Below are 22611 nucleotides of genomic sequence, written 5' to 3' on the forward strand. Positions count from 1 at the left end.
GTCATTTTTGCGTGCCGAACAGACCAGCTGGACGAATCAGCAGCACGATGGTCATGATGATGAAGATGACGGTGGTCGACGCCTCGGGGTAGAACACCTTGGTCAGGCCTTCGATCAGCCCCAGGCCGAAGCCGGTGACGATGGCGCCCATGATCGAGCCCATGCCGCCGATGACGACCACGGCGAACACTACGATGATGAGGTCAGCGCCCATCTGCGGGCTGACCTGGTAGATGGGCGCGGCCATCACGCCGGCCAGCGCGGCCAGCGCCACGCCGAAGCCGTAGGTCAGCGTGATCATGCGCGGCACGTTGATGCCGAAGGCTTGCACGATCTGCGGGTTTTCGGTGGCGGCGCGCAGGTAGCCGCCCAGTTTGGTGCGCTCGATGACGAACCAGGTCGCCAGGCAGACGATGAGCGAGGCAATGATGACCCAGCCGCGATAAATGGGCAGGAACATGAAGCCCAGGTTGACGCCGCCCTGCAACTGCTCGGGCATCGAGTAGGGCAGGCCGGTCGAGCCGTATTCGTTGCGGAAGAATCCTTGGATGATCAGCGCCAGGCCAAAGGTCAGCAGCAGGCCGTACAGGTGGTCCAGCTTGTACAGCCGCGACAGCATGGTGCGCTCGATGACGACGCCGGTGGCGCCCACGACCAGCGGCACGATGATCAGCGACCACCAGTAGCCGAGCCCCAGCTTGTTGAGCAACAGGTAGGCCCCGAAGGCGCCCAGCATGTACTGGGCGCCGTGGGCAAAGTTGATGATGTTGAGCAGGCCGAAGATGACGGCCAGGCCCAGCGACAGCAGGGCGTAGAACGAGCCATTGATCAGGCCGATGAGCAGCTGGCCCATCATGGCCTGGATCGGGATGCCGAAGATTTCCATGTTTCGTTCGTTTGCCGTGCGGTCGCGTTGCGGGTCAGGCCAGCCTTACTTCTTGGCCACCAGCGGGCAGTTGCCCTGGTCGATCGGGCGGAACGCCTTGTCGGCCGGGATGGTGGCCATCAGCTTGTAGTAGTCGTACGGGCCCTTGGACTCGCTGGGCTTCTTGACTTCAAACAGATAGGCGGGGTGGATCTTGCGGCCATCGGCGCGTACCTGGCCCTTGCCGAACAGCGGATCGTCCGTCGGCAGTTCCTTCATCTTGGCCACCACCTTGGCGCCATCGTCGGTCTTGGCGGCGTCCACGGCCTTCAGGTAGTGCAGCACGCCGGAATAGACACCCGCGTGGTCCATCGACGGGTACTTGCCGCCGTTGGCCGCGGCAAAGCGCTTGGTCCAGGCGCGCGTGCCGTCGTTCAGGTCCCAGTAGAAGGTTTCGGTGATGTTCAGGCCCTGCGCCTTGTCCAGGCCCAGGCCGTGCACGTCGGGCAGGAACACCAGCAGGCCGGCCAGCTTCTGGCCGCCCTTGACGATGCCGAATTCGGACGCCTGCTTGATCGAGTTGATGGTGTCGCCACCGGCGTTGGCCAGGCCGACGATCTTGGCCTTGGACGACTGCGCCTGCAGCAGGAAGGACGAGAAGTCCTGCGTGTTCAGCGGAACCTTCACGGTGCCCAGCACCTTGCCGCCGGCGGCCTTGACCACCTCGGCCGTGTCGCGCTCCAGCGCGTGGCCGAAGGCGTAGTCGGCGGTCAGGAAGTACCAGCTGTCGCCGCCGTTCTTCACCACCGCGCTGCCGGTGCCGTGCGCCAGCATCCAGGTGTCATACAGCCAGTGGACGGTGGTGGGCGAGCAGTCCTTGCCGGTCAGGTCGGACGTGGCCGCACCGGTGTTGACGAAGGCCTTGCCCTTTTCGCGCGAGATCTGGTTGATGGCCAGCGCGACCGACGAGGTCGGCACGTCGGCGATCATGTCCACGCCGTCGGTGTCGTACCACTTGCGGGCAATGCTGGAGCCGACGTCCGGCTTGTTCTGGTGGTCGGCCGACACGACCTCGACCTTCAGCTGCGACTTGCTGGCCTTCAGGTAGTCCTCGACCGCCATCTTGGCGGCCAGCACCGAGCCGGGGCCGCCGATGTCGGCGTACAGGCCCGACATGTCGTTCATCACACCGATCTTGACCACGTTGCCCGAAATCTGGGCCTGCGCCACGCCAGCGGCTGCCAGACCCATGCCGGCGATCAGCGTGCAGAGCAATTTGCGTTTCATCATTACATCTCCTTAGAGGGACTGCCAAAAAAACGGACAGGGAAAACGGGAAAAATCAGACGCCGAGGTACTCGCGCAACATGTCCATGTTGTCCTGCAGCTCGGCCGACGAGAACTCGCGCACGATCAGGCCGCGCTCCATCACGTAGAAGCGGTCGGCCAGCGGCGCGGCAAAGCGGAAGTTCTGCTCGACCATCAGCACCGTGAAGCCGCGCGAGCGCAACTCGCGGATCATGCGCGCCAGCGCCTGCACGATGACGGGCGCCAGGCCTTCCGAAATTTCGTCCAGCAGCAGCGTCTTAGCGCCCGTGCGCAGGATGCGCGCCACCGCCAGCATCTGCTGTTCTCCCCCCGACAGGCGCCCGCCCGGGCTGTTCTTGCGCGCCTTCAGGTTGGGGAACATGTCGTAGATCTCTTCGACGCTCATGCCGCCTTCGGCCACCTTGGGCGGCAGCATCAGGTTTTCCTGACACGTCAGCGAGGTCATGATGGCGCGCTCTTCGGGGCAATAGCCCAGGCCGAGCCGCGCGATCTGGTGCGGCGCCATGCGCACGGTCTCGACGCCATTGACCTGGATCGAGCCGGTGCGCTTGCCGGTCAGGCCCATGATGGCACGCAGCGTGGTGGTACGGCCGGCGCCGTTGCGGCCCAGCAGCGACACGACTTCGCCCGGCATCACGTCGACGTTGACGCCGTGCATGATGTGGGATTCGCCGTACCAGGAGTGGACGTCCTGCAGGCGGATGGCGGGTGCGGTGGCGTTCATGCTCAATGCGCCCCCTGCAGCACTTCGTCGGCGCTGCCCATGTAGGCCTCCAGCACCTGCGGGTTTCTCGACACCTCGGCGTACGGGCCTTCGGCAATCACCTGGCCGAACTGCAGCACCGTGATCTGGTCGGCGATGTTGCCGACCACGCCCATGTTGTGCTCGACCATCAGCACCGTGCGGTTGGCGGCCACTTTCTTGATCAGCTGTGTGACCATGTCCACGTCCTCGTGGCCCATGCCCTGCGTGGGTTCGTCCAGCAGCATCAGCTTGGGGTCCATGGCCAGCGTGGTGGCGATCTCGAGCGCGCGCTTGCGGCCGTACGGCAGTTCGACGGCCTTCAGGTGCGCGTAGTCGGCCAGGCCGACGAAGCCCAGCAGTTCCATGCAGCGGTCGTTCAGCTGGTTCAGCGTGCGCTCCGACTTCCAGAAGCTGAAGGCGGTGCCCAGCGTCTGCTGCAGCGCCACGCGCACGTTTTCCAGCACGCTCATGTTGGGAAAGGTGGACGAGATCTGGAACGAACGCACCACGCCGCGCCGCGCGATGTCGGCCGGCTTTTCGCGCGTGATGTCGTGCCCGTCAAACAGGATCTGGCCGCGCGTGGGCTCCAGAAACTTGGTGAGCAGGTTGAAACAGGTGGTCTTGCCCGCGCCGTTGGGGCCGATCAGGGCATGGATGGTGCCGCGACGCACCTGCAGATTGACGTCGTTGACCGCCACGAAGCCCTTGAACTCTTTGACGAGTCCACGCGTCTCCAAAATGATGTCCGAACTCATGCGGCCCGTCGCGCCTTTACACAATCAAAAACCGGCGGATTATGAGTGACTTGCCGCCGTGGGGGGGCTAGGGGTTTGTACCCGTCGAACAGTGGGTCGGATGTGCTGCAGCCAGGGGCTGAGGCGCTGGTTTTTCAGGCCCGTTTCCGGTGCCGTCCGTGCGCGCCGGGCCCGGCCCGATGCGCCATTCCGGCACGCGTGGCGAAGCGCCGCGAACGGGAATCCCCCATCGTTCACGCGGCATCCTTCTCTTGCGGCGCCCCATCGGCGTCGGCCTCCGAGCTGCGCCAGGTGGGCGGCACTTCGGTGGGCGAGGCGGGCGTGGCAGCGGCCGGATGGGCCTGTTCGGGCACCACGTGGGTCCTGGGCGCGGGCTCGGGCTTGCGGTGCGGCCGCAGTTGATGGGCCACTTCGTGCGCCGATGCCGGGGCGTTGCCCTTGCGCGACGTGGCGGCGCCGCGCAGATCGGGCGGTGATTCGCCCGGCGCGGGGGTGCGGGGCGCAAAGCTGTGCGCGTCGGCCAGCGGCCAGTACAGGCGGAACACGTTGGGCAGCCGCGCCAGGTCGTGCAGGATGGCGCCCGGCGCCACTTCGGGCATCAGCGACGACAGCAGCCGCACCTCGGCGTCGTCGATGCGGCGCACGATGTGGTGCATGGTCACGTCGTCCGGGTGCGTCAGGCCGGCGGCCTGCAGCAGCTCTTTCAGCGCATGCAGCGTATTGGCGTGGAACTGCGCCACGCGCGGCGCCTTGTCGGGCACCACCAGCGCGCGCTGGCGCACCGGGTCCTGCGTGGTTACGCCGGTGGGGCAGCGCCCGGTGTGGCAGGTCTGCGCCTGGATGCAGCCCACGGCCATCATGAAGGCGCGGCCCGAATTGCACCAGTCGGCACCCAGCGCCAGCATGCGGGCGATGTCGAACGCGTTGGTCACCTTGCCGGCGCAGCCCAGCTTGATGCGGTCGCGCAGGCCCACGCCGCACAGCGTGTTGTGCGCCAGGCGCAGCCCCTCCTGCAGCGGCGTGCCGACGTGGTCGGTGAATTCGACCGGCGCGGCGCCGGTGCCGCCCTCGGCGCCGTCGATGACGATGAAGTCGGGCGTGATGCCGGTCGCCAGCATGGCCTTGACCAGCGCAAACCATTCCCACGGGTGGCCGATGCACAGCTTGAAGCCGGTCGGCTTGCCGCCCGACAGGCGGCGCAGTTGCGCAATGAACTGCATCAGCTCGGCCGGCGTCGAAAAGGCGCTGTGCGCCGACGGCGAGATGCAGTCCAGCCCCACCGGCACGCCGCGCGCAGCCGCGATCTCGGGCGTGACCTTAGCGCCCGGCAGCACGCCGCCGTGGCCGGGCTTGGCGCCCTGGCTCAGCTTGATCTCGATCATCTTCACCTGCGGCTGCAGCGCCTGCTCGACAAAGCGCTCGGCGCTGAAGCTGCCGTCGGCATGGCGGCAGCCGAAGTAGCCCGAGCCGATTTCCCAGATCAGGTCGCCGCCGTGTTCGCGGTGGTATTGCGAGATGGAGCCTTCGCCCGTGTCGTGCGCGAAGCCGCCGATCCTGGCGCCCTGGTTCAGCGCCAGCACCGCGTTGGCCGATAGCGCGCCGAAGCTCATGGCCGAGATGTTGAACACGCTGGCGCTGTAGGGCTGCGTGCACGGCTCGGCGCCGGGGTTGGGTGCGCCGGGCTGCCCGCCGATCCAGATACGGAAGTCGTGCGATTCGATCTGTTTGGGGTGCAGCGAGTGGTTGATCCACTCGTAGCCCTCGGCGCCCACGTCCAGCTGCGTGCCGAACGGCCGGTTGTCCGGGTCGCCCTTGGCGCGCTGGTACACCACCGAACGCTGTGCGCGCGAAAACGGCTGCGCCTCGGTATCGCTTTCGATGAAGTACTGGCGAATCTCGGGCCGGATGAATTCAAACGCAAAGCGCAGCCAGCCCAGCACCGGGTAGTTGCGCAGGATGGCGTGGCGCGTCTGCGTCAGGTCGTGCACGCCCAGCGCCAGCAGCGCGCCCGACAGCACGAACCACAGCAGGCCGCGGCCGAACGCGATCATCGAAAACAGGCTCAGCAACAGCAGCACCACGCAAAGCGCCAGGGTGCTGTAGCGCACGGTGCGGGCAAAGGTGAGGGGTGGTGAATTCATGGGCAGGGCAGGACAAAAAGCAGGCGATGCGCCCGCGGCGCGGCCGCCGGGCAGGGTCGCCGACAGCCTACCACCCGTGCGCCCCTGTGCCCAAGGACGCGCGGCCCGGCGCGGACTGATGCAGGCGTTACAAACAAAAAACGGCCGCAGCGCTTGCCTGACAAGCGCATGCAGCTATCGTTTTGGGTGCATCGGGCCAGCCGGGATCAGGGACTTCCCTGTGCTGGCAAGGGGAGTACGGCCTGCATACTGCCGGGTCTTTCATCGACGGAGGATCGACCCCCATGAAAACCCGCACCCTTGCGCTGGCCGCCCTGCTGGCGTGCTGCGCCTTGCCCCTGCACGCCAAGACCTTCAAGTGGACCAGCGCCAGCGACATCCCCACGCTGGACATCCATTCGCAGAACAACGCGCTGGGCAACGGCGTGCACGCGGCGGTGTATGAGTCGCTGGTGTACTACAACAGCAAGACCTTCAAGCTCGAACCGATGCTGGCCACGGCGTGGAAGCAGGTCAGCCCCACGCAGATGCAGTTCACGCTGCGGCAGGGCGTGAAGTTCAGCGACGGCAGCGCCATGACGGCGGAAGACGTCAAGTACTCGCTCGAGCGCGCCATGGCCAAGACGTCCAACTACAGCGTCTACACCCAGGGCATCGACAAGGTGGTGGTGGCCGGCCCCAACACGCTCGACGTCTTCACCAAGGCACCCAACCCCGTGCTGCTGAACCAGCTGACCGAGCTGCGCATCATGAGCAAGGCCTGGGCCGAGAAGAACAAGTCCGTCGAGCCCAAGGACATCAAGACCAAGGACGAAAGCTTTGCCCACCGCAACGCCATGGGCACCGGCCCCTTCATGGTGAAGGAATGGCAGCCCGACCAGAAGCTGGTGATGGTGACCAACCCCCACTGGTGGGGCACGGCGGCCAAGGCGGCCAGCGGTAACGTCACCGAAATCATCTACACCCCCATCAAATCCGACGCCACCCGCATGGCCGCGCTGCTGTCGGGCGAAGTGGACTTCGTGCTGGACCCCACGCCGCAGGACCTGCAGCGCGTGCAGAACAACAACGCCCTGAAGGTGGTGACCGGCCCTGAGAACCGCACCATCTTCTTTGGCATGGACCAGCACCGTGACGAGCTGCCCGGCAGCAACATCAAGGGCAAGAACCCGCTGAAAGACCAGCGCGTGCGCCAGGCGCTGTACCAGGCGATTGACATCGACGCCATCCACAAGGTGGTGATGCGGAACTTAAGCCAGAACACCGGCACGCTGATCGCGCCGCAGGTCAACGGCTACACCAAGCGTGCCGACCAGCGCTACCCCTTCAACGTGGCCGCCGCGCAAAAACTGCTGGCCGACGCCGGCTACAAGGACGGCTTCGAAGTCGACTTTGCCTGCCCCAACAACCGCTACATCGGCGACGAACGCATCTGTCAGGCGGTGGCGGCCATGTGGTCCAAGGTGGGCGTGAAAGCCAAGCTGCGCACGCTGCCGCTGGTCACGTACTTCCCCATGATCCAGCGCTACGAAGCCAGCATCTACATGCTGGGCTGGGGCGTGCCCACGTTCGACGCGCTGTACAGCCTGCAATCGCTCACGCGCAGCGTCGGCGCGGGCGGCGACGGCAACTACAACGTGGGCCGCTACAGCAACCCGCAGATGGACGCGCTGGTCGAGCGCATCAAGGTCGAAGTCGACCAGAAGCGCCGCAGCGAACTGATCGAGCAGGCCCTGCTGCTGGAGCACAAGGACGTCAGCCACCTGCCGCTGCACAACCAGGTCATTCCCTGGGCGATGAAGAAAAACATCGACGTCGTGCACCGCGCCGACAACCGGCTGGACTGGCGGTTGATCGGTGTGAAGTGAGGCTTCCCGGGCGGGACGTCATGCACGCATGGCCTGAAGACCTGAGCGCGGCGCGTGCGCGCTGTGGCTTTGCCGCGCCAGGTGATTGCAGGCCAGCGCGCGGCAGAGTGTGACCGTCTCAGTCTGGGGTGAGCGCCGCGCCTTTCACCGTGCGTTGGCGCCCAAGCCGCATTCAGATCAGGCGCGCCTGCCGAGCCTCGTAGACAGCCTCGTTCTTGGAGTGCACGCCCAGCTTGACGTACAGGCTCTTCACGTGAGCCTGCACGGTCGAGACCGCCACGCCCATCGACTGCGCGGCTTCGGCGTAGCTGCAACCGCGCTCCAGCAGCGACAGCACGTCGCGCTCGCGCGCAGAAATGGTTTCGGCCATCACGGGCACGTTTCGAGGCCGGGAAGAATGCCGTGCCGTCGGCGCGGGGGGCTCAATCAAATCTGCGTGTGACATGCGGCCGATCTTTGACCAACCACCTCATATTGGGTATCACCCGCGCAGGGGTGATCAGGTACTGCTGGCCTGCATCAGCGCCTGTGCCACGCCGTTGCGTTCATGCACGCCCAGTCGCGAGAAAATTTGCTTGACGTAGGACGCAGCGGTGTTGGTTGTGATGCCCATCAACTGCGCGATGTCCTGGTTGCTGTGGCCTTGCGCCATCAAGACGGCAACTTCACGCTGACGCGGCGACAGCCCCTTGGCGGCGGCGCCGGTAGCCAGCCGCACCGGCTCGGCGGCCAGGCGCGACACGATCAGGGCCACCGCGGGCGGCCCGCTGTGCGATGCCATGTCATGCCGTCGAAAAGCGAATTCGCCCCAGGCCGAGTGCACATGGTGCGCCGATTGCGGAGCGCTGGTGAGCGCGGCCAGGATGGCCCTTACGAACTTGGGCACCGACTGGATTTCCTTCTGCGCACCCACAGGCGCGATCACGCTGGCCTGTGCCAGCCGCACGATGCGTTGCCAGCCAGCGTCGGCATACAGCTCTTCGCCGTCATCGTCCAGCACAGCCAAAGCTTCTTCCACCACATGCTTGCGCGGGTCGGCCGTGAGTTGCTGTGCCTGGACCGCCAGTGCTTCGCCCAGGTAATGCAGCACATCCGACAAGGTCTGCTCATTCGCCGCGCCGAAGGGGTCGTCGCGTCCACCCCGGTACAGGCTCAACTGTCCGATGACCTGGCCCCTGTGTCGCAACACGGCGTACAGCATGTGCGCAATGTCCAGCGGAGCCAGCACGTCCTGGTAGTACGGCTCCAACCGCTCAGCCGCGGTCACGCTGTGGCGGCTGGTAGGGCATTCGGCGGCCACACGCTGGATGAACCGTTCGCGAAATCGCTTCTGGTCGTGGCGTTCGTGATAAGCGGCCATGGACCGCGGCGGCAGCATGCGCTCGGCATACAGGTTGGCGATGTGCCCGTGCTCGTCGCAGAAGAAGAAGGCCGCGTGGCTGGCCGGCACCAGCTCGCGCAACACCGGCAGCAACGCCGGCAGCAGCAGTGGCGCTGGCAGGCCCAGACGGCATAACTGGCGCAAGGTGACGCGGGCGGGTGAGCGGCTCATTGATCCGGCCCTTTCTTGGCGCTTGACGGGCGAGGGTTGTCCGGCAGCGGTTTCCCGTTGGCCAGAATCCGGACGCACTGCGGCCCGGCCGAACTGGTGCCCACCAACCGCGCCGTTCCTCCGCTTCGGCTACCGGCGGCGCGCAGCCCCTGAAGCACCGGGCTCTCGTCCGTCACCCGCACGCGGTCGGGGTGGATCTTGAGTGGATTGCCAGGAGCGTTGAACAAGTCGTTCAGTCGTGGGCTATAGGCAGCGGGCTTGTCCCACGGGTTGCGCCCGGAAGGCAGATGCACCCAGCCACCCACTCCCACCCGATGCACGCCGTCCGTGCCCGTTGCCAAGCTGTTGTAGCTACCGCAGCGTCTAATCGGGCTTTGATTGCTGTCGCCGTGCACGGGCATGTCTTCCGACGCGCCAAGGTTGTAGTCCGTGGCCTCGAAGTACGAGGCGCGCGCGCCGGTGAACAAGCCCAACGCCACGTCGTTGCGCTCAATGAACGCGTCCACATACAGCGGCGAGTGAGGGTCAAGAGTGGGTGTGTAGTTCACCTCGATCTTCCAGGCACCGCTGGGCGCGACCGCCGCCCCCGTCAGGCTGGCAGTCGGCGCGACGGCGATCAACAGGCTGCTACCGTTCTCGCCCAGCATGGTTTGGCGGGGGAACACGGCCGTCGCGGTGCCCGCGCTGAGGCGTCGCCACTGGCCCGGCAGAACTGTTGCCGCCGAACCGTCGGGCGGGGTAATTCGAATGCTCAGGCCGTCCAGTGCGACCGCGTGGCCCGACTCGCCGCGAAACCACAGCTCCAGAAAGCTCGGCGTATGCCCGTCGGGCTGGATGCGCCACGAAAGCGCAAGCCCATTCCCACCGTACAGCGCGGCATGCGCATGCGACCGGGCCTGGTAATGATTGCCAGCGGGCACCACGATGAAAAGCCGCCCTTCCAGCCGAGGCGCTGCGCACAACGCCGCCATGGCTTTCTCCAGCACTGACGTCCCGTCGTGCGGTCCGGCCTGTGTGCCCCAGCTCAGGTTCACCACGATGCGCACGTCGTTCGCGCAGCACGACACCACATAGACCAGCGCGTCGAACACGCTCACAGCCATGGCGCGGCCCGAGGTGTCGAGCACGTTGGCCCATTCCAGTTGCACCGCCATCAAGTCGGCGGTGTCGTTGGCCGGGCTGCTGGCCTCGGGCGCGAATGTCGGCGGCGCGTCCTCGGTCGCCAGGCGGTCGGCGTATGGCTGCGTGGCCAGGCTGAACACATGGGTGCCGTGGTGCGCGGCGCTGTCCAGGCTCCACAACTCCAGATCGCGGTACAGCGCATCTTCATCCACCTGCCCGGCGTGGGTGTGCGTATGGATGGCGGCCTGGATAGCCGCTTCATCCAGCTGCAGCCCGTAGCCCATTTGCGCCGGCTTGTTCCAGCCCGCCTGGCTGCTGTGCACACGCGAGGTGCGCGCTACATCGCCCAGGTAGCGGCTGCCGAAGCACTCGTCCTGCCGCCAATAGCGCTTGACACGCGCCTCGCGCCGGCCGCCCACCTGTCGGCAGAACGCAGCGTGGGCGAATGCCAGCCCGCCGTCGATCAAGGCCATGACGGTGCGACCCTTGCCGCCCGTCAGAGGTTGGGCATCGGCCGGCTTGCCGGTGGCGGTCTCGTCGATTGCATGCAGTTCGCGCACGGTGCGCTCGACCGGCAAGCCAAGCTGGTAGCGCAACACACCAGCCCGCGCGCGTGCCACGTCGTCGGTGAAGAACCTCCCCGTCACGCGCGCCGTGCAGTAGCGAAAATCATCGCCCAGCGCATCATGCAGGTACGCGGCGGGCACCTGCAACCAGCTTCGCTGGGTTTCATCCAGCAATCGCGGGATCGGGTTCTTGCCATCGCGGGCAGGCTCCAACTCCAGCAGCACCGACCACCAGCCTTCCGGCGACTTGCCGGGGTTCAGTCGGTAGTCGGCATAAGCCGTGGTATCGGCCCACACGAGATAAGGGTCAACCGGCGGCAGTTTGTCAGCCAGTTGAGTCCAATCGACGCCGGTGGCCATCACACCCACTCCTTGATGGCCGCGTCCCACAGCGATTGCAGCGCAGCCACTTCGGTCGCGGCCGTCAGCGCCAGCGCTGTTTCGGTCGTCCCCTTGCTCGCCAAATCTCCGTTGACGCTGAAGTCCTTGCCCCCAAATGCCTGACTGTTGAAATCCCGCTTGTTGACCGATGTGCCTTTCGCCGCGCAAGCCACCACATAGTCGCCCAGGCTGGTGCCCAGCGCCCAGCCGGCTGCCGTGTCCAGCGGGTAGTGCAGCCCGGCCACCACGCGGTTGGTGGCGATTCGGGTGGCCAGCCGGTTCAGCTGCTGTTGAAGCGGCGCGGCGTCCAATTCGGGGCGGGCGGCCTTGATCAAGGCGCCCAGCAGCGCGGCGGCGGCAAACGACTCGGTGGCATGGCCGCCCGGCCAGGCCGCGTGCATCGGTGTTGCCAGCATCGGCTGCACCTGCGCAGACAACTGCACCGGCCGCGGCGCATTGGCCAGGTGCTTCATGCGTGCCACCACATGCACGGCCAGCGACTGCACGACGGCCATCAGCAACAGCGTGTTCGGGTGTTGGCGCGGCGTGATGCCGAGCACCGCCGACCAATAGTCCACCGGCCACACTTGCTGCGACTGAATCTCGGCAAAGCGGTCGGCGCGCAAATCGGCGTAGGCGATCACCAGCGGGAGTTGCGCATGCAATGTGGTTTGGGTGGGCGGCGTCAGTGCAGCCAGTTCAGCGGCTGGCGGTGCTTCACGGGTCAGCAGCAACCTGAGTGTGCCGTTGCCTTGCCGCACTGCCAGACGCTCCAGCAACTCACCCAGCACGATGGCGACCGCGTGCCCTGTTTCCCATCGCGTAAGCCGCTGCGGGCCTGGCGCATTGTTGCTCAGCATCAGCAACCCAGGTGGGTTAGCGGTGCTCTGGTAGCCATGTTCAAACACGCCCACGACAGCGGCGCGATTGAGAACCAGTCCGCTGCTGACGGATTCGGCGGGCCCTGCCGCTCCACCGCTGGCGCCACCGCTGGCTCCGCCACTGGCGCCGCCGCTGAGCCATGAAGCACCACCGCTCAGATTCGCGCCGCCCGAAAAAGGGCTGAAGTTGAAGAACACCGGATATGGCATGGCGAAGTCTCCTGGTCAATGAGGCGGCAGCCCGAGAGATTGCATGGCACGGGCAACACGGCGACGAAGCGGGCTGTCCTGCGTGGTGCCGAGGTATGAACTCACTGTCAGCTGCGGTGCCAGGCAGCGAATGGTGGCGAGGCTGTCTGCCGCGGCGGCTGCGTTGCCCGATTCAAATTGCGCCAACAGCAGGCCACGCAGCGCCGGCAGGTGCTTGTTGTTTTTCAGGACGGCGGACTGACACATGGGCAGCGCACGCTCCAGGTCACCATGGGCCAGGTACGCGTTGCCCAGCATCATCTCGAAATACGCCAGCTGGGGATCGAGCGGTGACAAGCCGAGCGCGTGCTGCGCGTCTGCCACCGCCAGCGGCCCCTCGCCCCACATCTGGTGCCATACGCTGCGGTACAACCAGGCCATGGGCTCGCTCGGGTTGGCGTCTACGGCGTCGTCCAGCAGGCGGTGCGCCTCGCCGATTCGCACGCCCTGGTGGCACAAGGCATGCCCCTTCACAGAAAGCGCCAGCGCACTGCGGGGCTCCAGGTCCAGCGCGCGGTCGGCCATGTCGATGGCATGGGTGAGTGCGTCGCCTCGCTCGTCCATGCCTTGCACCGCGCTCAGCACATGCCATTTCGCCAACCAGGCTTTGGGCGATGCGATCTGCCGATGGCGCTCGATGACGGCGTGCAGCATGGCTTCGCTGCGCCGCAGGCCGGTCTCGCTGACGAGGTGCATCAAGGTCACCGCACCGGTCATCAGGGCATGGCTGTCCAGCTGCGGCAGCGGCATGGTCAGGGCATCGCGTACCTGGCTTTGCAGCAGGGCAGTCGCGCAACCACGCACCAGGCTGCCTAGCAGGGCGCTCTCGGGCTGAAGCAGATCGGCCAGGTCGCCGCTGACACGTTCGGTCCAGATCAACTCGTCCGACCGGGTATCGAGCAGGTGCATGACCAGGCCCAGGCGTTGCCCCATGAGCCAGGACGACCCTGTGACCAGGTAGCGCACCCCCAGGCGCTGCGCAACGTCTGCCGGCGCCAGCGCGGTCAGCGCCGCGTTGACGGCCGACAGGCGCGACGTGACCAGCAGGCCCGGGTGGCGCGACAGCCCCGCGATCAGCGAGTCCATCAGAAAATCCTGAAGCCCCTGCGGCGCACTGACCAGCCCCTGCATGGAAAACGGCAGCACCGCCAGCCGCGCGCGCCAGTCCGGCTCGCGGACACCGTGCGCCGCTGCGCCCCTGCCACAGGGGGCGGGCAAGCGCCACAGATGCACCGGCTCACGCCAGTGCTTCAGGTGGCACAGGCCCATGTCAAGCGGGGCCAGGCCATGCACCTGCGCGTCTGCCAGCGCCTTCACGTCGGACGTGAACACAATGTCACCCGCCGTGGCCACGGTCAGAAGTCGCGCGGTCAGGTTGACAGCCGCTCCATACACGGCATGGCCGTCGCTCAACAGCGAACCTGAGTGCACCGCCACGCGAAGCCGAATCTCACCCGTCAAATCGGCCGCTGGCATATCGCCCGGGCGGTAGGCCTGCAGGGCCACGGCGCAGCGCAGCGCCGCGCCGGCGTCGGAAAACCGCAGCAACAGCCCGTCGCCCTGGCGTTCCAGCACCTGCCCACCGAACGAGGGAACCAGCGAGCGCGCGATGCCGGCGAGGAAGTGGCGAATGCGTTCGACCATGCCACGCTCGTCGGCCTGGATGAGGCTGACCGAATCGACCACGTCCACAAACACGATGGCCGCCCAGACAGGCTGAAGTGGCCTTTCCTCCGCAAATCGGTCCATAGTGCCCCGCTGCGCCCATTTGCCTTCTCTTGATCGCAAGCATAGGGCAATACGGCCACACTTTGGCCACCGCACTTGCGGCCTGGGCAACCGGCATGGGTCAGTCAAGGACATGCGGTCAGCCTAATGGGCCTACCCCAATTCATTTCACACCCATGCAGGGGGGGAAATGACGCGCTGGCCTCCCATATTCATGGCATGTGCATTGGCCGTAAACCAAAGACATTGATGCCGTAGGGATCAGCCAGCGCACCGATGGTCGGCAAGCGGCACGCACCCTGCCTTGTGTTCAAGAGAAGGAGCGCACCATGTCCAATCGAAAGCAAATGTTCGTGCTGAGCGGCTTGTTCGCCGCTGTAGCCCTGTCTCTGACCGCCTGCGGAGGCGGCGGCGACAGTTCCACCACCCCTGCGCCCGCACCAGGCAGCACGCTCAACCCGGGTACAGGGGTCAGCGATGGTGCAACGCCGACGGCACCGGTGACGCTCAGTGGTCAGGTGACGCGTGCAGGCCCGTTGAAGAATGTCGTCGTTTGCCTAGACCTGAACGCCAACAATGCGTGCGACGCGGGCGAACCCGCTTCTGCTGCCACCGGCGCTGATGGTGCTTACAGCCTGACCTTCGACTCCACCAAGGTCACGGGTGCGGCAGCCGCCTCGCTGATCGCGCCGGTCAAGCCGGGTGCGGTCACTGACCCGGCTACTGTCATCGACATGGGCTACAAACCCGATACTGCAGCCACAACGAATGCCTACGTGCTCAAGCGGGTGGCCGGTTCTGGGGGCGCCATCAACCCACTCACCACACTGGTAGCAGCCGGCGTTGCTGGAGGCATGACCGAAGCGGTGGCGCGGGCCAACGTGGTGACTCAGCTGGCCATCACCGACGCCAAGATCGACAATTATCAGGACGATCCTGCAGCAGACGACAGCAATATTCAGGATACCGCGCGCTTCATGGCGCAGGTCACGTCCCGTGTGCTGCGCGAGGGCGGCACGCTCCACGTGGCGGATCAGGCGGCGGCAATCGCTGCGGCCCCCGGTGCGTTGAACCTGCTCGCATTTACGGACGCAGGAAATTATCGTTACCACACGCTTGACATCCAGGCCAAGCCGGCAGGTACCCTGGGGCGGCTCGTGACCGATGTCCGGTCGGGCAAAACCAATGGGGTGGCAACTGCGAGAACCGTGCTGTACTCCCAAGCCTACCTCTCGCCAAGTGGCTGGGTTCTGTGTGACGATACGGTGCCGATACTCGCCTCGGAAGGCAATCCAAGCCGTAGCCTGTCGTGTAACACCCGACCGCAGGTTGGCTTCAGCACGCCGGACGTCAATGTCGCGGGCAAGGCGATGGCGGATGTGGTCGCTCAGTCGCAATCGGATGCGACGTCGAACCTCATCAACAACGGCACGGGGTCTACGCCAAACTTGCTCGCGGCCTTGGGCAATGCCCAGTTTCCTGCGGGCAGCACCCTCACCAAGCGTACTAACTATGGGTTGGCGCCGTCAATCTATATCAACAACGTATACGGTGACACTTACTCCGTGGACTACGCACGCAAGCTTGAGGATTTGATTGCCAAAGCCGCTGTTGGCAACATCAACCTCGGGACCGGCAACGGTGGTACCTTGAGCTTGGGCCCTGCGGGCGACGGTGGGCAGCGCAACATGCGTGTGGCTTTCATTGCCAGCGCCAGCCCCACATCCGGCACTGCGCAGTTCTATGAATGCACTTACAACGCGGCGCTGACCGACGCATCGAACTGCCAGCCCACGACGCAGGGCACCTACGCCATATCGACCGTGAACGGAGTGCGCATCATGCGTTTTTCGGGCCACCCCGCCGTCACAGCGACCAACTACACCCGGATATTCGCGGAATTCAAGTCCAGCACCACGGGTGACCGCGTCTACTTCGCGCGTGAGCTCAAGACCGACTTGGCGAATGTCCTGAACTATTCCAATCGACTGAATGCCACGGCCTGGGCCGCCATGAAGTCACAGCTGGGCATCTGATCCCCGAGCGCGCGCCTGCCCGCCAGGGCGGGCGCGCCGTCAGACCCAAATCACGGAGGAATGTCATGAAAAATACAACCAGGCTGGCTGCCGTCCTGACGGTGGTTGCATGGCTGGGCGGCTGCGCCAGCACGCCGCCCGCCACCGAGTTTCCTGCTGGCGCCCGCGCGCCGGCGGCGGCGGAGATCGGGCCTTTGCTCAAGGGGCGGTCGTTCAAGCTGGGCAGCGGTGGCGTTCGAGTGGACTATGCGGCGGATTCAGACGGCGTCACGGTCTATTTTTCCGGCAACGTCGACCACGGAACCTGGCGCGCCGAGGATGGGCGTGTGTGTTCCAACTTCAAGAACATTTCGTCCGCGTGCAGCGACCTGAGGGTGGTGGGCAACGAGATCTATCTGAAGCGCAGCAATGGGAGTGTGGTCAAGCTGGAGCCTCGTTCATAGGGCGCCATGGAAGTGAGTTTGGCAGGGAGGAAGCGGGTGAGCGGTGGCGGCCGGTGCGGCTGTCCACGGCTCACCCGCTTGCCATTCAATGCAGCGCTTCCAGCAACCGCCGCAGCCCATGCGCCACGGTCTGCGCGCGCACGGCGGCGCGGTCGCCGGCGAAGTGCTGCACTTCGCTGCGGGTGGCGCCGCCCACGCACCAGCCGAACCAGACGGTGCCGACCGGCTTGTCGGCGCTGCCACCCCCCCGGCCCGGCGACGCCGGTGACGGCCACGCTGGCCTGCGCGTGCGAATGGGCCAGCGCACCTTCGGCCATGGCGCGCGCCACCGGCTCGCTGACGGCGCCGTGCTGCGCGATCAGTTCGGCCGGCACGCCCAGCAGTTCGGTCTTGGCGGCGTTGCTGTAGGTGACGAAGCCGCGCTCGAACCAGTCGCTTGACCCCGCCAGGTCGGTGCAGGCGGCGGCGATCAGGCCGCCGGTGCAGCTTTCGGCGGTGGTCATCGTGCAGCCGCGCGCGCGCAGCTGCCGGGACAGTTCTTGCACGATTTGTGCCGCAGGCGCTTGCCCATCCAGCGCGTGAAGCTCTTTATTTTGTAGCATCGAACATCACCACGCGCGCCACAGCGCGATCACCAGCAGCGTGCAGAAGGCGGCCACCAGGTCGTCCAGCACGACGCCGAAGCCACCGCGCCAGCCGCGCGCGCCGTGCAGCAGGCGGTCGGCCCAGCCGACCGGGCCGGGCTTGACGGCGTCGAAGAAGCGAAACAGCGCGAAGGCTACGGCCTGCGCCCAGAAGCCCGCCGGCAGCAGCAGCCACAGCACGATCCAGAACGCCACCACTTCGTCGATCACGATGGCGCTGGGGTCGGCGGTGCGCAGGTGGCGCGCGGTCACGGTGCTGCTCCACACCGACAGCGGCAGCGCGGCGGCCAGCAGCCAGCCCAGTTGCGCCGGCGTCAGCCACAGCCCCAGCGCCACCCAGGCCAGCCACGCCCACAGCGTGCCGGCGGTGCCGGGCGCGATGGGCGACAGGCCCGAGCCGAAGCCCAGCGCCACCCAGTGCGCGGGGTGGCTGCGCATGAAGCGGGCGTTGGGCCGCACCGCGCCCGCGGGCGGCGGGCCGTCGTGCGGCGCCAGGGGCTCCAGCGGGGTGGGCTGCGCGCCGCCGGCCCGCGGTGCCGCGGCGTCGCTGTCTGCGCGACCGGGCGGCAAGGGCCGCGCCTGCACGTCGGTCACGTCGTCGCGCGGGGCGCGGGCCAGGTCAGCCGGTGGCGTCACTGGCGTTCGCGCAGGCGCGCGTCCTTGGGCCAGGTGATGGTGTGTTCGGCGCTGAAGCGCTGGCTGGCGCCGGCGGCCAGCGGCTGCTGCCACATCACGCTGCCGGGCTGGTTGTTCCAGGCCTTGCTCTGCGGCTCGGGCTGGTAGCGCGAGTCGACGCGCACGTCGTCGTGCTCGGCCACCGGCGCGGCGTCCAGCACCTGCAGGGTGATGGCCTCGCGGTGGCGGTTGTCGACGGTGTACAGGCGGCTGATGCGGCGTTCATTGCGGCTGCCGATGAAGCCGCCCGTGCCCTCGGTCTGCGCGGGCTGCTCGACACGCACGTGGACCAGCTCGTCGCGCCCGAAGGCAAAGCCGGTGCGCGGCAGCGCGGCGGCGTCGAAGCGGCTGTTGCCCACGTAGGCGCCGTCGCGGTACAGGTTGACGGGCCCGGCCGGCCACACGCCTGGCGGCGCGGCCAGATCGGCGATGAGGTAGGCCGCTGCGTCCAGCGCCGGCGTGGTGCGCACGACCAAGCGCGCGTCGGCCACGTGCTCGCCCAGCGACAGCGTGACGCGCTGCCCGCTGGACGGCACGGTGATGCGCTGCGGCACTGCAAATTCGGTAGCAAAACTGCCCTGGAGCACGCTGACGTCGAACGACGGCGCGGCTTCTTCGGCGCCCGCGCTGGCCGGCGCCGCGCGCGACATCATCGCTGCCGCCGGCACCGGCATGGCTGGGGCGGCCGGCGGCGCGGGCGGCTGGATGCCGACGCGCCACGGGCGCGGCAGCGGCCCCTGCGTGGCGGCGCCGGGCTGGCCGGTGGACAGGGTCAACTGCACGCCGCTCCAGTCCTCGCCGGTGTTCTGCGCCACCAGGGCCTGGCGCTCCAGCCGCACCTTTTGGTTGGCGCTGTCGAGCGTGGCGCGGTAGCTGGGCTGCCAGCCGGGGCCGCGCACCTGGTACGACAGCTTCACCTCGCCGCCCTGCGGCGCGGCCAGCGTCACCTGCACCGTGCTGACCATCGCGTCGCGCGCGCCGGCGCGGTCGCGCTCGGCCAGCAGCGGCTTCAGTTCGCGCTCCAGCGCTTCCTGCTGGCGCTTGATCTGGTGCTGCCGCGTCAGCGCGTCGCGCGCCGACTGGCGCAGCGCCTGCGCCGTGGCGCCGATCTGCGCCGGCAGCGCGGCGCGCGCGTCGGCACCGTTGGAGGCGTTCTCGAAGCTCTTGAAATAACCCGTGGCGTAGCCGATGCCCGCGCTTTCGGCCTGCAGCGCGGCGACCTGGTCTTCCAGCGCGCGCACGCGCTCGTCCAGTGGGCTGGCGCAGGCGTTGCCCAGCAGCTCGCGCGGCTGCTGGCGCACGGCCAGTTCGCCCACGCGCACGCCGGCATCGCCGCTGACCTGCAGGCTGGCCGCGTCCAGCACCGCCGGCAGGCAGGCAAACACCGCCTGCCGCGCGCCCGGCCCCACGCGCAGCGCGCGCTCGACGGTGGCGCTGCCCGGATAGACCTTGACGCGTACCACGCGCGAGGCGGTGTCAACGCGCCCCTCTGCGGCGGACGACTGCGCACCGGCAGGCGCCACCCCCACCCAGGGCAGCAGCGCCAGAAGGCCCCACCGGGCGAGGCGGCGGGTGGGCAAATCATTCATCGCAGGGCTCCAGAACGCGCATGCCGCCAATGCTAGCAGCCGCCTGCGCCGGGCCGGTACTGCGCGCTTACCCATCAAAAAGCCCGCTTGCGCTGATGGATTCAGCGCAAGTCGCTATCAATGTTGAAGTGATGGCGCTGTCACGCCCGCCCTCAGGCGCCCGCCGCCGCCTTCTGCTGCGCCAGCGCCTGATCGTCGATCTGCGCCGCGCGCCGCGCCGCCGGCCGCTGCGCATGCAGCGCGGCAAAGCGCTCGAAGGCCGGCCGCGCGGGCAGCAGCTTGAACTGCAGGTACCAGCCCACGTAGGCCGACACCAGCAGGTCGGCCGCGGTGAAGCGGTCGCCCGCCAGATGGTCGCGGCCCTGCAGGGCGGCCTCCAGCGTGTTCAGCAGGTCGTACTCGGTGCCGAAGCCGGCCATGCCGGGTTCGGGCAGCGTCGCGCCGCTGGCCTTGGCGGTCATCAGCTGCTCCAGCGGGCCCATGAAGCTGATCCAGCGGTAATACGGCCCGCGCGCCGCGCTGCCCACGGGCGGCGCCAGGTGCTGATCGGGCACCAGGTCGGCCAGGTACAGGCAGATGGCCGCGTTCTCGGTTACCACCGTGTCGACGTGCCGGATCGCCGGCACCTTGCCCATGGGGTTGATGGCGCGGTATTCCGGTGCCTTCATCGTGGTGCCGTAGTCGAGCAGCACGGTGTCGTAGGGCAGGCCGGTTTCTTCCAGCATCCAGCGCGCGACGCGGCCGCGCGACATGGGGTGGGTGTAAAAGGTCAGGGGCAGTGTCATGGGTGTTCGTGCAGTGGGTGCGGGTCGGCCGCACACTTTACGCCGGCGGGGCGGCTTCTGCCTCGCGCCGCAGCGCGGCCAGCACTGTCGGAAAGTCGGCGGCAATGCCGGGGCCGACGTTCTCCGCGCCCGGCCCGTCCACCTGGATGCGGTAAACCACGCGGACACCGCCCTCTTCGCGCGCGGTGATCTCATGCGCCACCTGCACCCGAACGCCGGCGAATTCGGTGACGTTGACGAAGCCCTGGAGCGGCCGAACGTCGGTCAAGGTGCTGTGCAGCACCGGGCCGCCGTCAGGCAACTGCATCTCAAAGCGAGTGCCATCGGCAAAAGGGCCGTGCAGGCGCATACCCGCTACGCCGATGTTCCATCGCGGCCAGCCCGCGACATCGGTGAACAGGTGCCACACGCGCTCGGCGGGGGCGGCGATGGGGGTGCTGTGTTCGGCGGTCCACATGGTGAAGGCTCCTCGTGTCAACAAGAAGCCAGTGTGGGCCGGGCGGCTGTCAGCGGTTGTCAGCAGTCGGGGCCTGCCGGATCGATGCCTTGCTGCGCACGCCAGCGGCGCATCAAGGCGTGGCGCCGGTCGGGGTAGCGATGTCCGCTGGCGGCCAGCGCCAGAACACGGTCGGCGCGAAAGTGGCGAAAGTCTTGACGCAATTCGCACCACGCGGCGATGACGTGTGCCTCGTCGAAGAATGCCATCGCAAAGGGCCAGATGCGCCGCTGTGTCGCCGCGCCGCTTTCGTCGCGGTAGTCGATCTGCAGCGCGTGTTCGTCGCGGATCGCGCGGCGCAGCACGGGCAGCCAGGGCGCAGGCGGTGGCGGCCTGCCGTGCGCGGGCACGAACAGGCTGTTGGTTTCGATGGCCAGCCTCAGCCCGGCGGGCAGCACGGCGCTGACGCGCTGCATCGCAGCCTGCGCTGCCCGCGCCAGTTCCGAATCGGCCGTGTGACCCGCGACCCAGCGCGCGCCCAGCACCAGCGCCTCCAACTCGTCGGCCGAAAACATCAGCGGCGGCAGCGTGAAGCCGGGCCGCAGCACGTAGCCGACGCCCGGATCGCGCTCGATCTGCGCGCCCTGCTCACGCAGCGTGGCGATGTCGCGGTACAGCGTGCGCAGGCTGACGCTCAGTTCCCCGGCCAGCACCGCGCCCGCCACCGGCTGGCGCCGCGTGCGCAGGCGCTCCAGCAGTTGCAGCAAGCGGGCGGCGCGGCCGGGCACGGCGGGTGGCGTCAGGCGAAGTGGTCGAAGGCGCGCGCCGCCAGTGGCGTGGTGCGGCCGTCGGCGCCGGTCAGGCGCAGGCCGGGCGCGGCTTCGATGCGGCCTATGCGGGTGACGGGCGTGGCGGCGCGTTCGGCGGCGGCCTGCACGGCGGCGCGGGCGACGGGCGGGGCGGTGAAGACCAGCTCGTAGTCGTCGCCGCCGGTGAGCGCCATGCGCCACCGCCGATCTGCATCGAATGGGCCACCAGCGCTGGATGGCAAAGCGTATTCAGCTATCAAAAATGAAACATCCGCGCTGTCGAGCACGGCGCCGACACGGCTTGCCTGCAGGATGTGCCCGAGGTCGCCCGCCAGCCCGTCGCTGACATCGGCCGCCGCGCTGGCGATTCCGCGCAGCGCCAGCCCCAGTGCGAGGCGCGGCGTGGGGCGCTCCAGCCGCTGGCGGGCAGCGGCCAGCACGGCGGGCGGCAGCGTCCATTCGCCGCGCAGCGCGCCCAGCGCCAGCCGCGCGTCGCCCAAGGTGCCGCTGACCCAGATGTCGTCGCCCACGCGCGCGCCATCGCGCCGCAGCGCCTGGCCCGCCGGCACCTGGCCGAACACGGTGATGCACAGGTTGAGCGGCCCGGCGGTGGTGTCGCCGCCGATCAGCGGGCAGGCGTGCGCGTCGGCCAGCGCGAACAGGCCGCGCGCGAAGGCGCCCAGCCAGGCTTCGTCGCGCGCGCGCTCGGGCGGCAGCGCCAGCGCCAGGGTGAAGGCCAGTGGCGCGGCCCCCATGGCGGCCAGGTCGCTCAGGTTGACGGCCAGCGCCTTGTGGCCCAGCGCGTCGGGGTCGACGTCGGCAAAGAAATGGCGGCCTTCGACCAGCATGTCGGTGCTGATGGCCAGTTGCTGGCCGGGCGCGAGCTGCAGCAGGGCGCAGTCGTCGCCGATGCCGAGCGCTATTGTTTGAGTAGCGTTATCCGCTTGCGGGGCGGGCGGTGGTGGCGACTTTCGCTTGAAGAAGCGATCGATCAGTTCGAATTCACCCATGG

General features: G+C 67.5%; 18 protein-coding genes and 2 pseudogenes. 3 read left to right on the forward strand and 17 right to left on the reverse strand.

Annotated elements, in window-relative coordinates:
- Window position 1 precedes the first annotated feature (1 nt).
- From R0D99_RS01620 to R0D99_RS01640, 5 genes and pseudogenes are all read right to left on the reverse strand, one after another.
- Window positions 2-886, reverse strand: a complete 885-nt coding sequence (locus tag R0D99_RS01620) for a branched-chain amino acid ABC transporter permease (RefSeq protein WP_317749682.1) — start codon at window positions 884-886, stop codon at window positions 2-4.
- Between the two features lie 45 nt (window positions 887-931).
- Entirely contained in the window at window positions 932-2152 is a 1221-nt protein-coding gene (locus tag R0D99_RS01625) for an ABC transporter substrate-binding protein (protein WP_317749683.1), read from the reverse strand.
- A 55-nt stretch (window positions 2153-2207) separates the two neighbouring features.
- On the reverse strand, window positions 2208-2918 hold the full coding sequence (locus R0D99_RS01630; protein WP_317749684.1) for an ABC transporter ATP-binding protein: 711 nt from the start codon (window positions 2916-2918) through the stop codon (window positions 2208-2210).
- Window positions 2919-2920: 2 nt separating this feature from the next.
- Complete coding sequence (locus R0D99_RS01635; protein WP_317749685.1) at window positions 2921-3694, reverse strand: ABC transporter ATP-binding protein; 774 nt, start codon at window positions 3692-3694, stop codon at window positions 2921-2923.
- Between the two features lie 416 nt (window positions 3695-4110).
- Window positions 4111-5835, reverse strand: a pseudogene (locus R0D99_RS01640) (FMN-binding glutamate synthase family protein); the annotation flags it as partial.
- Between the two features lie 284 nt (window positions 5836-6119).
- Between R0D99_RS01640 and R0D99_RS01645 the strand changes: the two are divergent.
- Window positions 6120-7703: an ABC transporter substrate-binding protein gene (locus R0D99_RS01645; protein WP_317749686.1), complete on the forward strand. Its 1584-nt coding sequence runs from the start codon at window positions 6120-6122 to the stop codon at window positions 7701-7703.
- Window positions 7704-7875: 172 nt separating this feature from the next.
- Here R0D99_RS01645 and R0D99_RS01650 read toward each other — a convergent pair whose 3' ends face one another.
- The 5 genes from R0D99_RS01650 to R0D99_RS01670 form a co-directional block, all read right to left on the reverse strand.
- A complete protein-coding gene (locus tag R0D99_RS01650; RefSeq protein ID WP_317749687.1) occupies window positions 7876-8073 on the reverse strand; it encodes a helix-turn-helix transcriptional regulator in 198 nt (65 codons plus the stop codon).
- Between the two features lie 129 nt (window positions 8074-8202).
- Window positions 8203-9255 (reverse strand): helix-turn-helix transcriptional regulator, encoded by a 1053-nt coding sequence (locus R0D99_RS01655; RefSeq protein WP_317749688.1) that lies wholly within the window; start codon window positions 9253-9255, stop codon window positions 8203-8205.
- Window positions 9252-11303 (reverse strand): hypothetical protein, encoded by a 2052-nt coding sequence (locus tag R0D99_RS01660; RefSeq protein WP_317749689.1) that lies wholly within the window; start codon window positions 11301-11303, stop codon window positions 9252-9254. The genes R0D99_RS01655 and R0D99_RS01660 overlap by 4 nt, the downstream gene beginning before the upstream one ends.
- Complete coding sequence (locus tag R0D99_RS01665; RefSeq protein ID WP_317749690.1) at window positions 11303-12184, reverse strand: phosphatase PAP2 family protein; 882 nt, start codon at window positions 12182-12184, stop codon at window positions 11303-11305. Before R0D99_RS01665 ends, R0D99_RS01660 begins: the two co-directional genes overlap by 1 nt.
- A 246-nt stretch (window positions 12185-12430) precedes the next feature.
- Window positions 12431-14203, reverse strand: coding sequence for a hypothetical protein (locus R0D99_RS01670; protein ID WP_317749691.1), 1773 nt, complete (start codon window positions 14201-14203; stop codon window positions 12431-12433).
- Window positions 14204-14511: 308 nt separating this feature from the next.
- On the opposite strand from R0D99_RS01670, the gene R0D99_RS01675 reads away from it, so the two are divergent.
- A complete protein-coding gene (locus R0D99_RS01675; RefSeq protein ID WP_317749692.1) occupies window positions 14512-16218 on the forward strand; it encodes a hypothetical protein in 1707 nt (568 codons plus the stop codon).
- Window positions 16219-16283: 65 nt separating this feature from the next.
- Entirely contained in the window at window positions 16284-16661 is a 378-nt protein-coding gene (locus tag R0D99_RS01680) for a hypothetical protein (RefSeq protein ID WP_317749693.1), read from the forward strand.
- 85 nt (window positions 16662-16746) lie between these two features.
- Here R0D99_RS01680 and R0D99_RS01685 read toward each other — a convergent pair.
- From R0D99_RS01685 to thiL, 7 genes and pseudogenes are all read right to left on the reverse strand, one after another.
- Window positions 16747-17164: pseudogene (locus R0D99_RS01685) on the reverse strand (CinA family protein).
- Window positions 17165-17269: 105 nt separating this feature from the next.
- A complete protein-coding gene (locus tag R0D99_RS01690) occupies window positions 17270-17743 on the reverse strand; it encodes a phosphatidylglycerophosphatase A (protein WP_317751177.1) in 474 nt (157 codons plus the stop codon).
- 194 nt (window positions 17744-17937) lie between these two features.
- Window positions 17938-19569, reverse strand: a complete 1632-nt coding sequence (locus R0D99_RS01695; RefSeq protein WP_317749694.1) for a DUF4139 domain-containing protein — start codon at window positions 19567-19569, stop codon at window positions 17938-17940.
- A 152-nt stretch (window positions 19570-19721) separates the two neighbouring features.
- A complete protein-coding gene (locus tag R0D99_RS01700) occupies window positions 19722-20354 on the reverse strand; it encodes a glutathione S-transferase family protein (RefSeq protein ID WP_317749695.1) in 633 nt (210 codons plus the stop codon).
- A 37-nt stretch (window positions 20355-20391) separates the two neighbouring features.
- Window positions 20392-20811 carry an SRPBCC family protein gene (locus R0D99_RS01705; RefSeq protein WP_317749696.1) on the reverse strand — a complete coding sequence of 140 codons (420 nt, stop codon included), beginning with the start codon at window positions 20809-20811 and terminating at the stop codon, window positions 20392-20394.
- Window positions 20812-20870: 59 nt separating this feature from the next.
- Entirely contained in the window at window positions 20871-21578 is a 708-nt protein-coding gene (locus R0D99_RS01710) for a YafY family protein (protein ID WP_317749697.1), read from the reverse strand.
- 11 nt (window positions 21579-21589) lie between these two features.
- Window positions 21590-22609 carry a thiamine-phosphate kinase gene (thiL, locus tag R0D99_RS01715; RefSeq protein ID WP_317749698.1) on the reverse strand — a complete coding sequence of 340 codons (1020 nt, stop codon included), beginning with the start codon at window positions 22607-22609 and terminating at the stop codon, window positions 21590-21592.
- Between the last annotated feature and the right edge of the window lie 2 nt (window positions 22610-22611).

It is taken from the genome of Ottowia sp. SB7-C50, assembly GCF_033110285.1.
In the GTDB taxonomy this organism is placed as follows: domain Bacteria; phylum Pseudomonadota; class Gammaproteobacteria; order Burkholderiales; family Burkholderiaceae_C; genus Ottowia.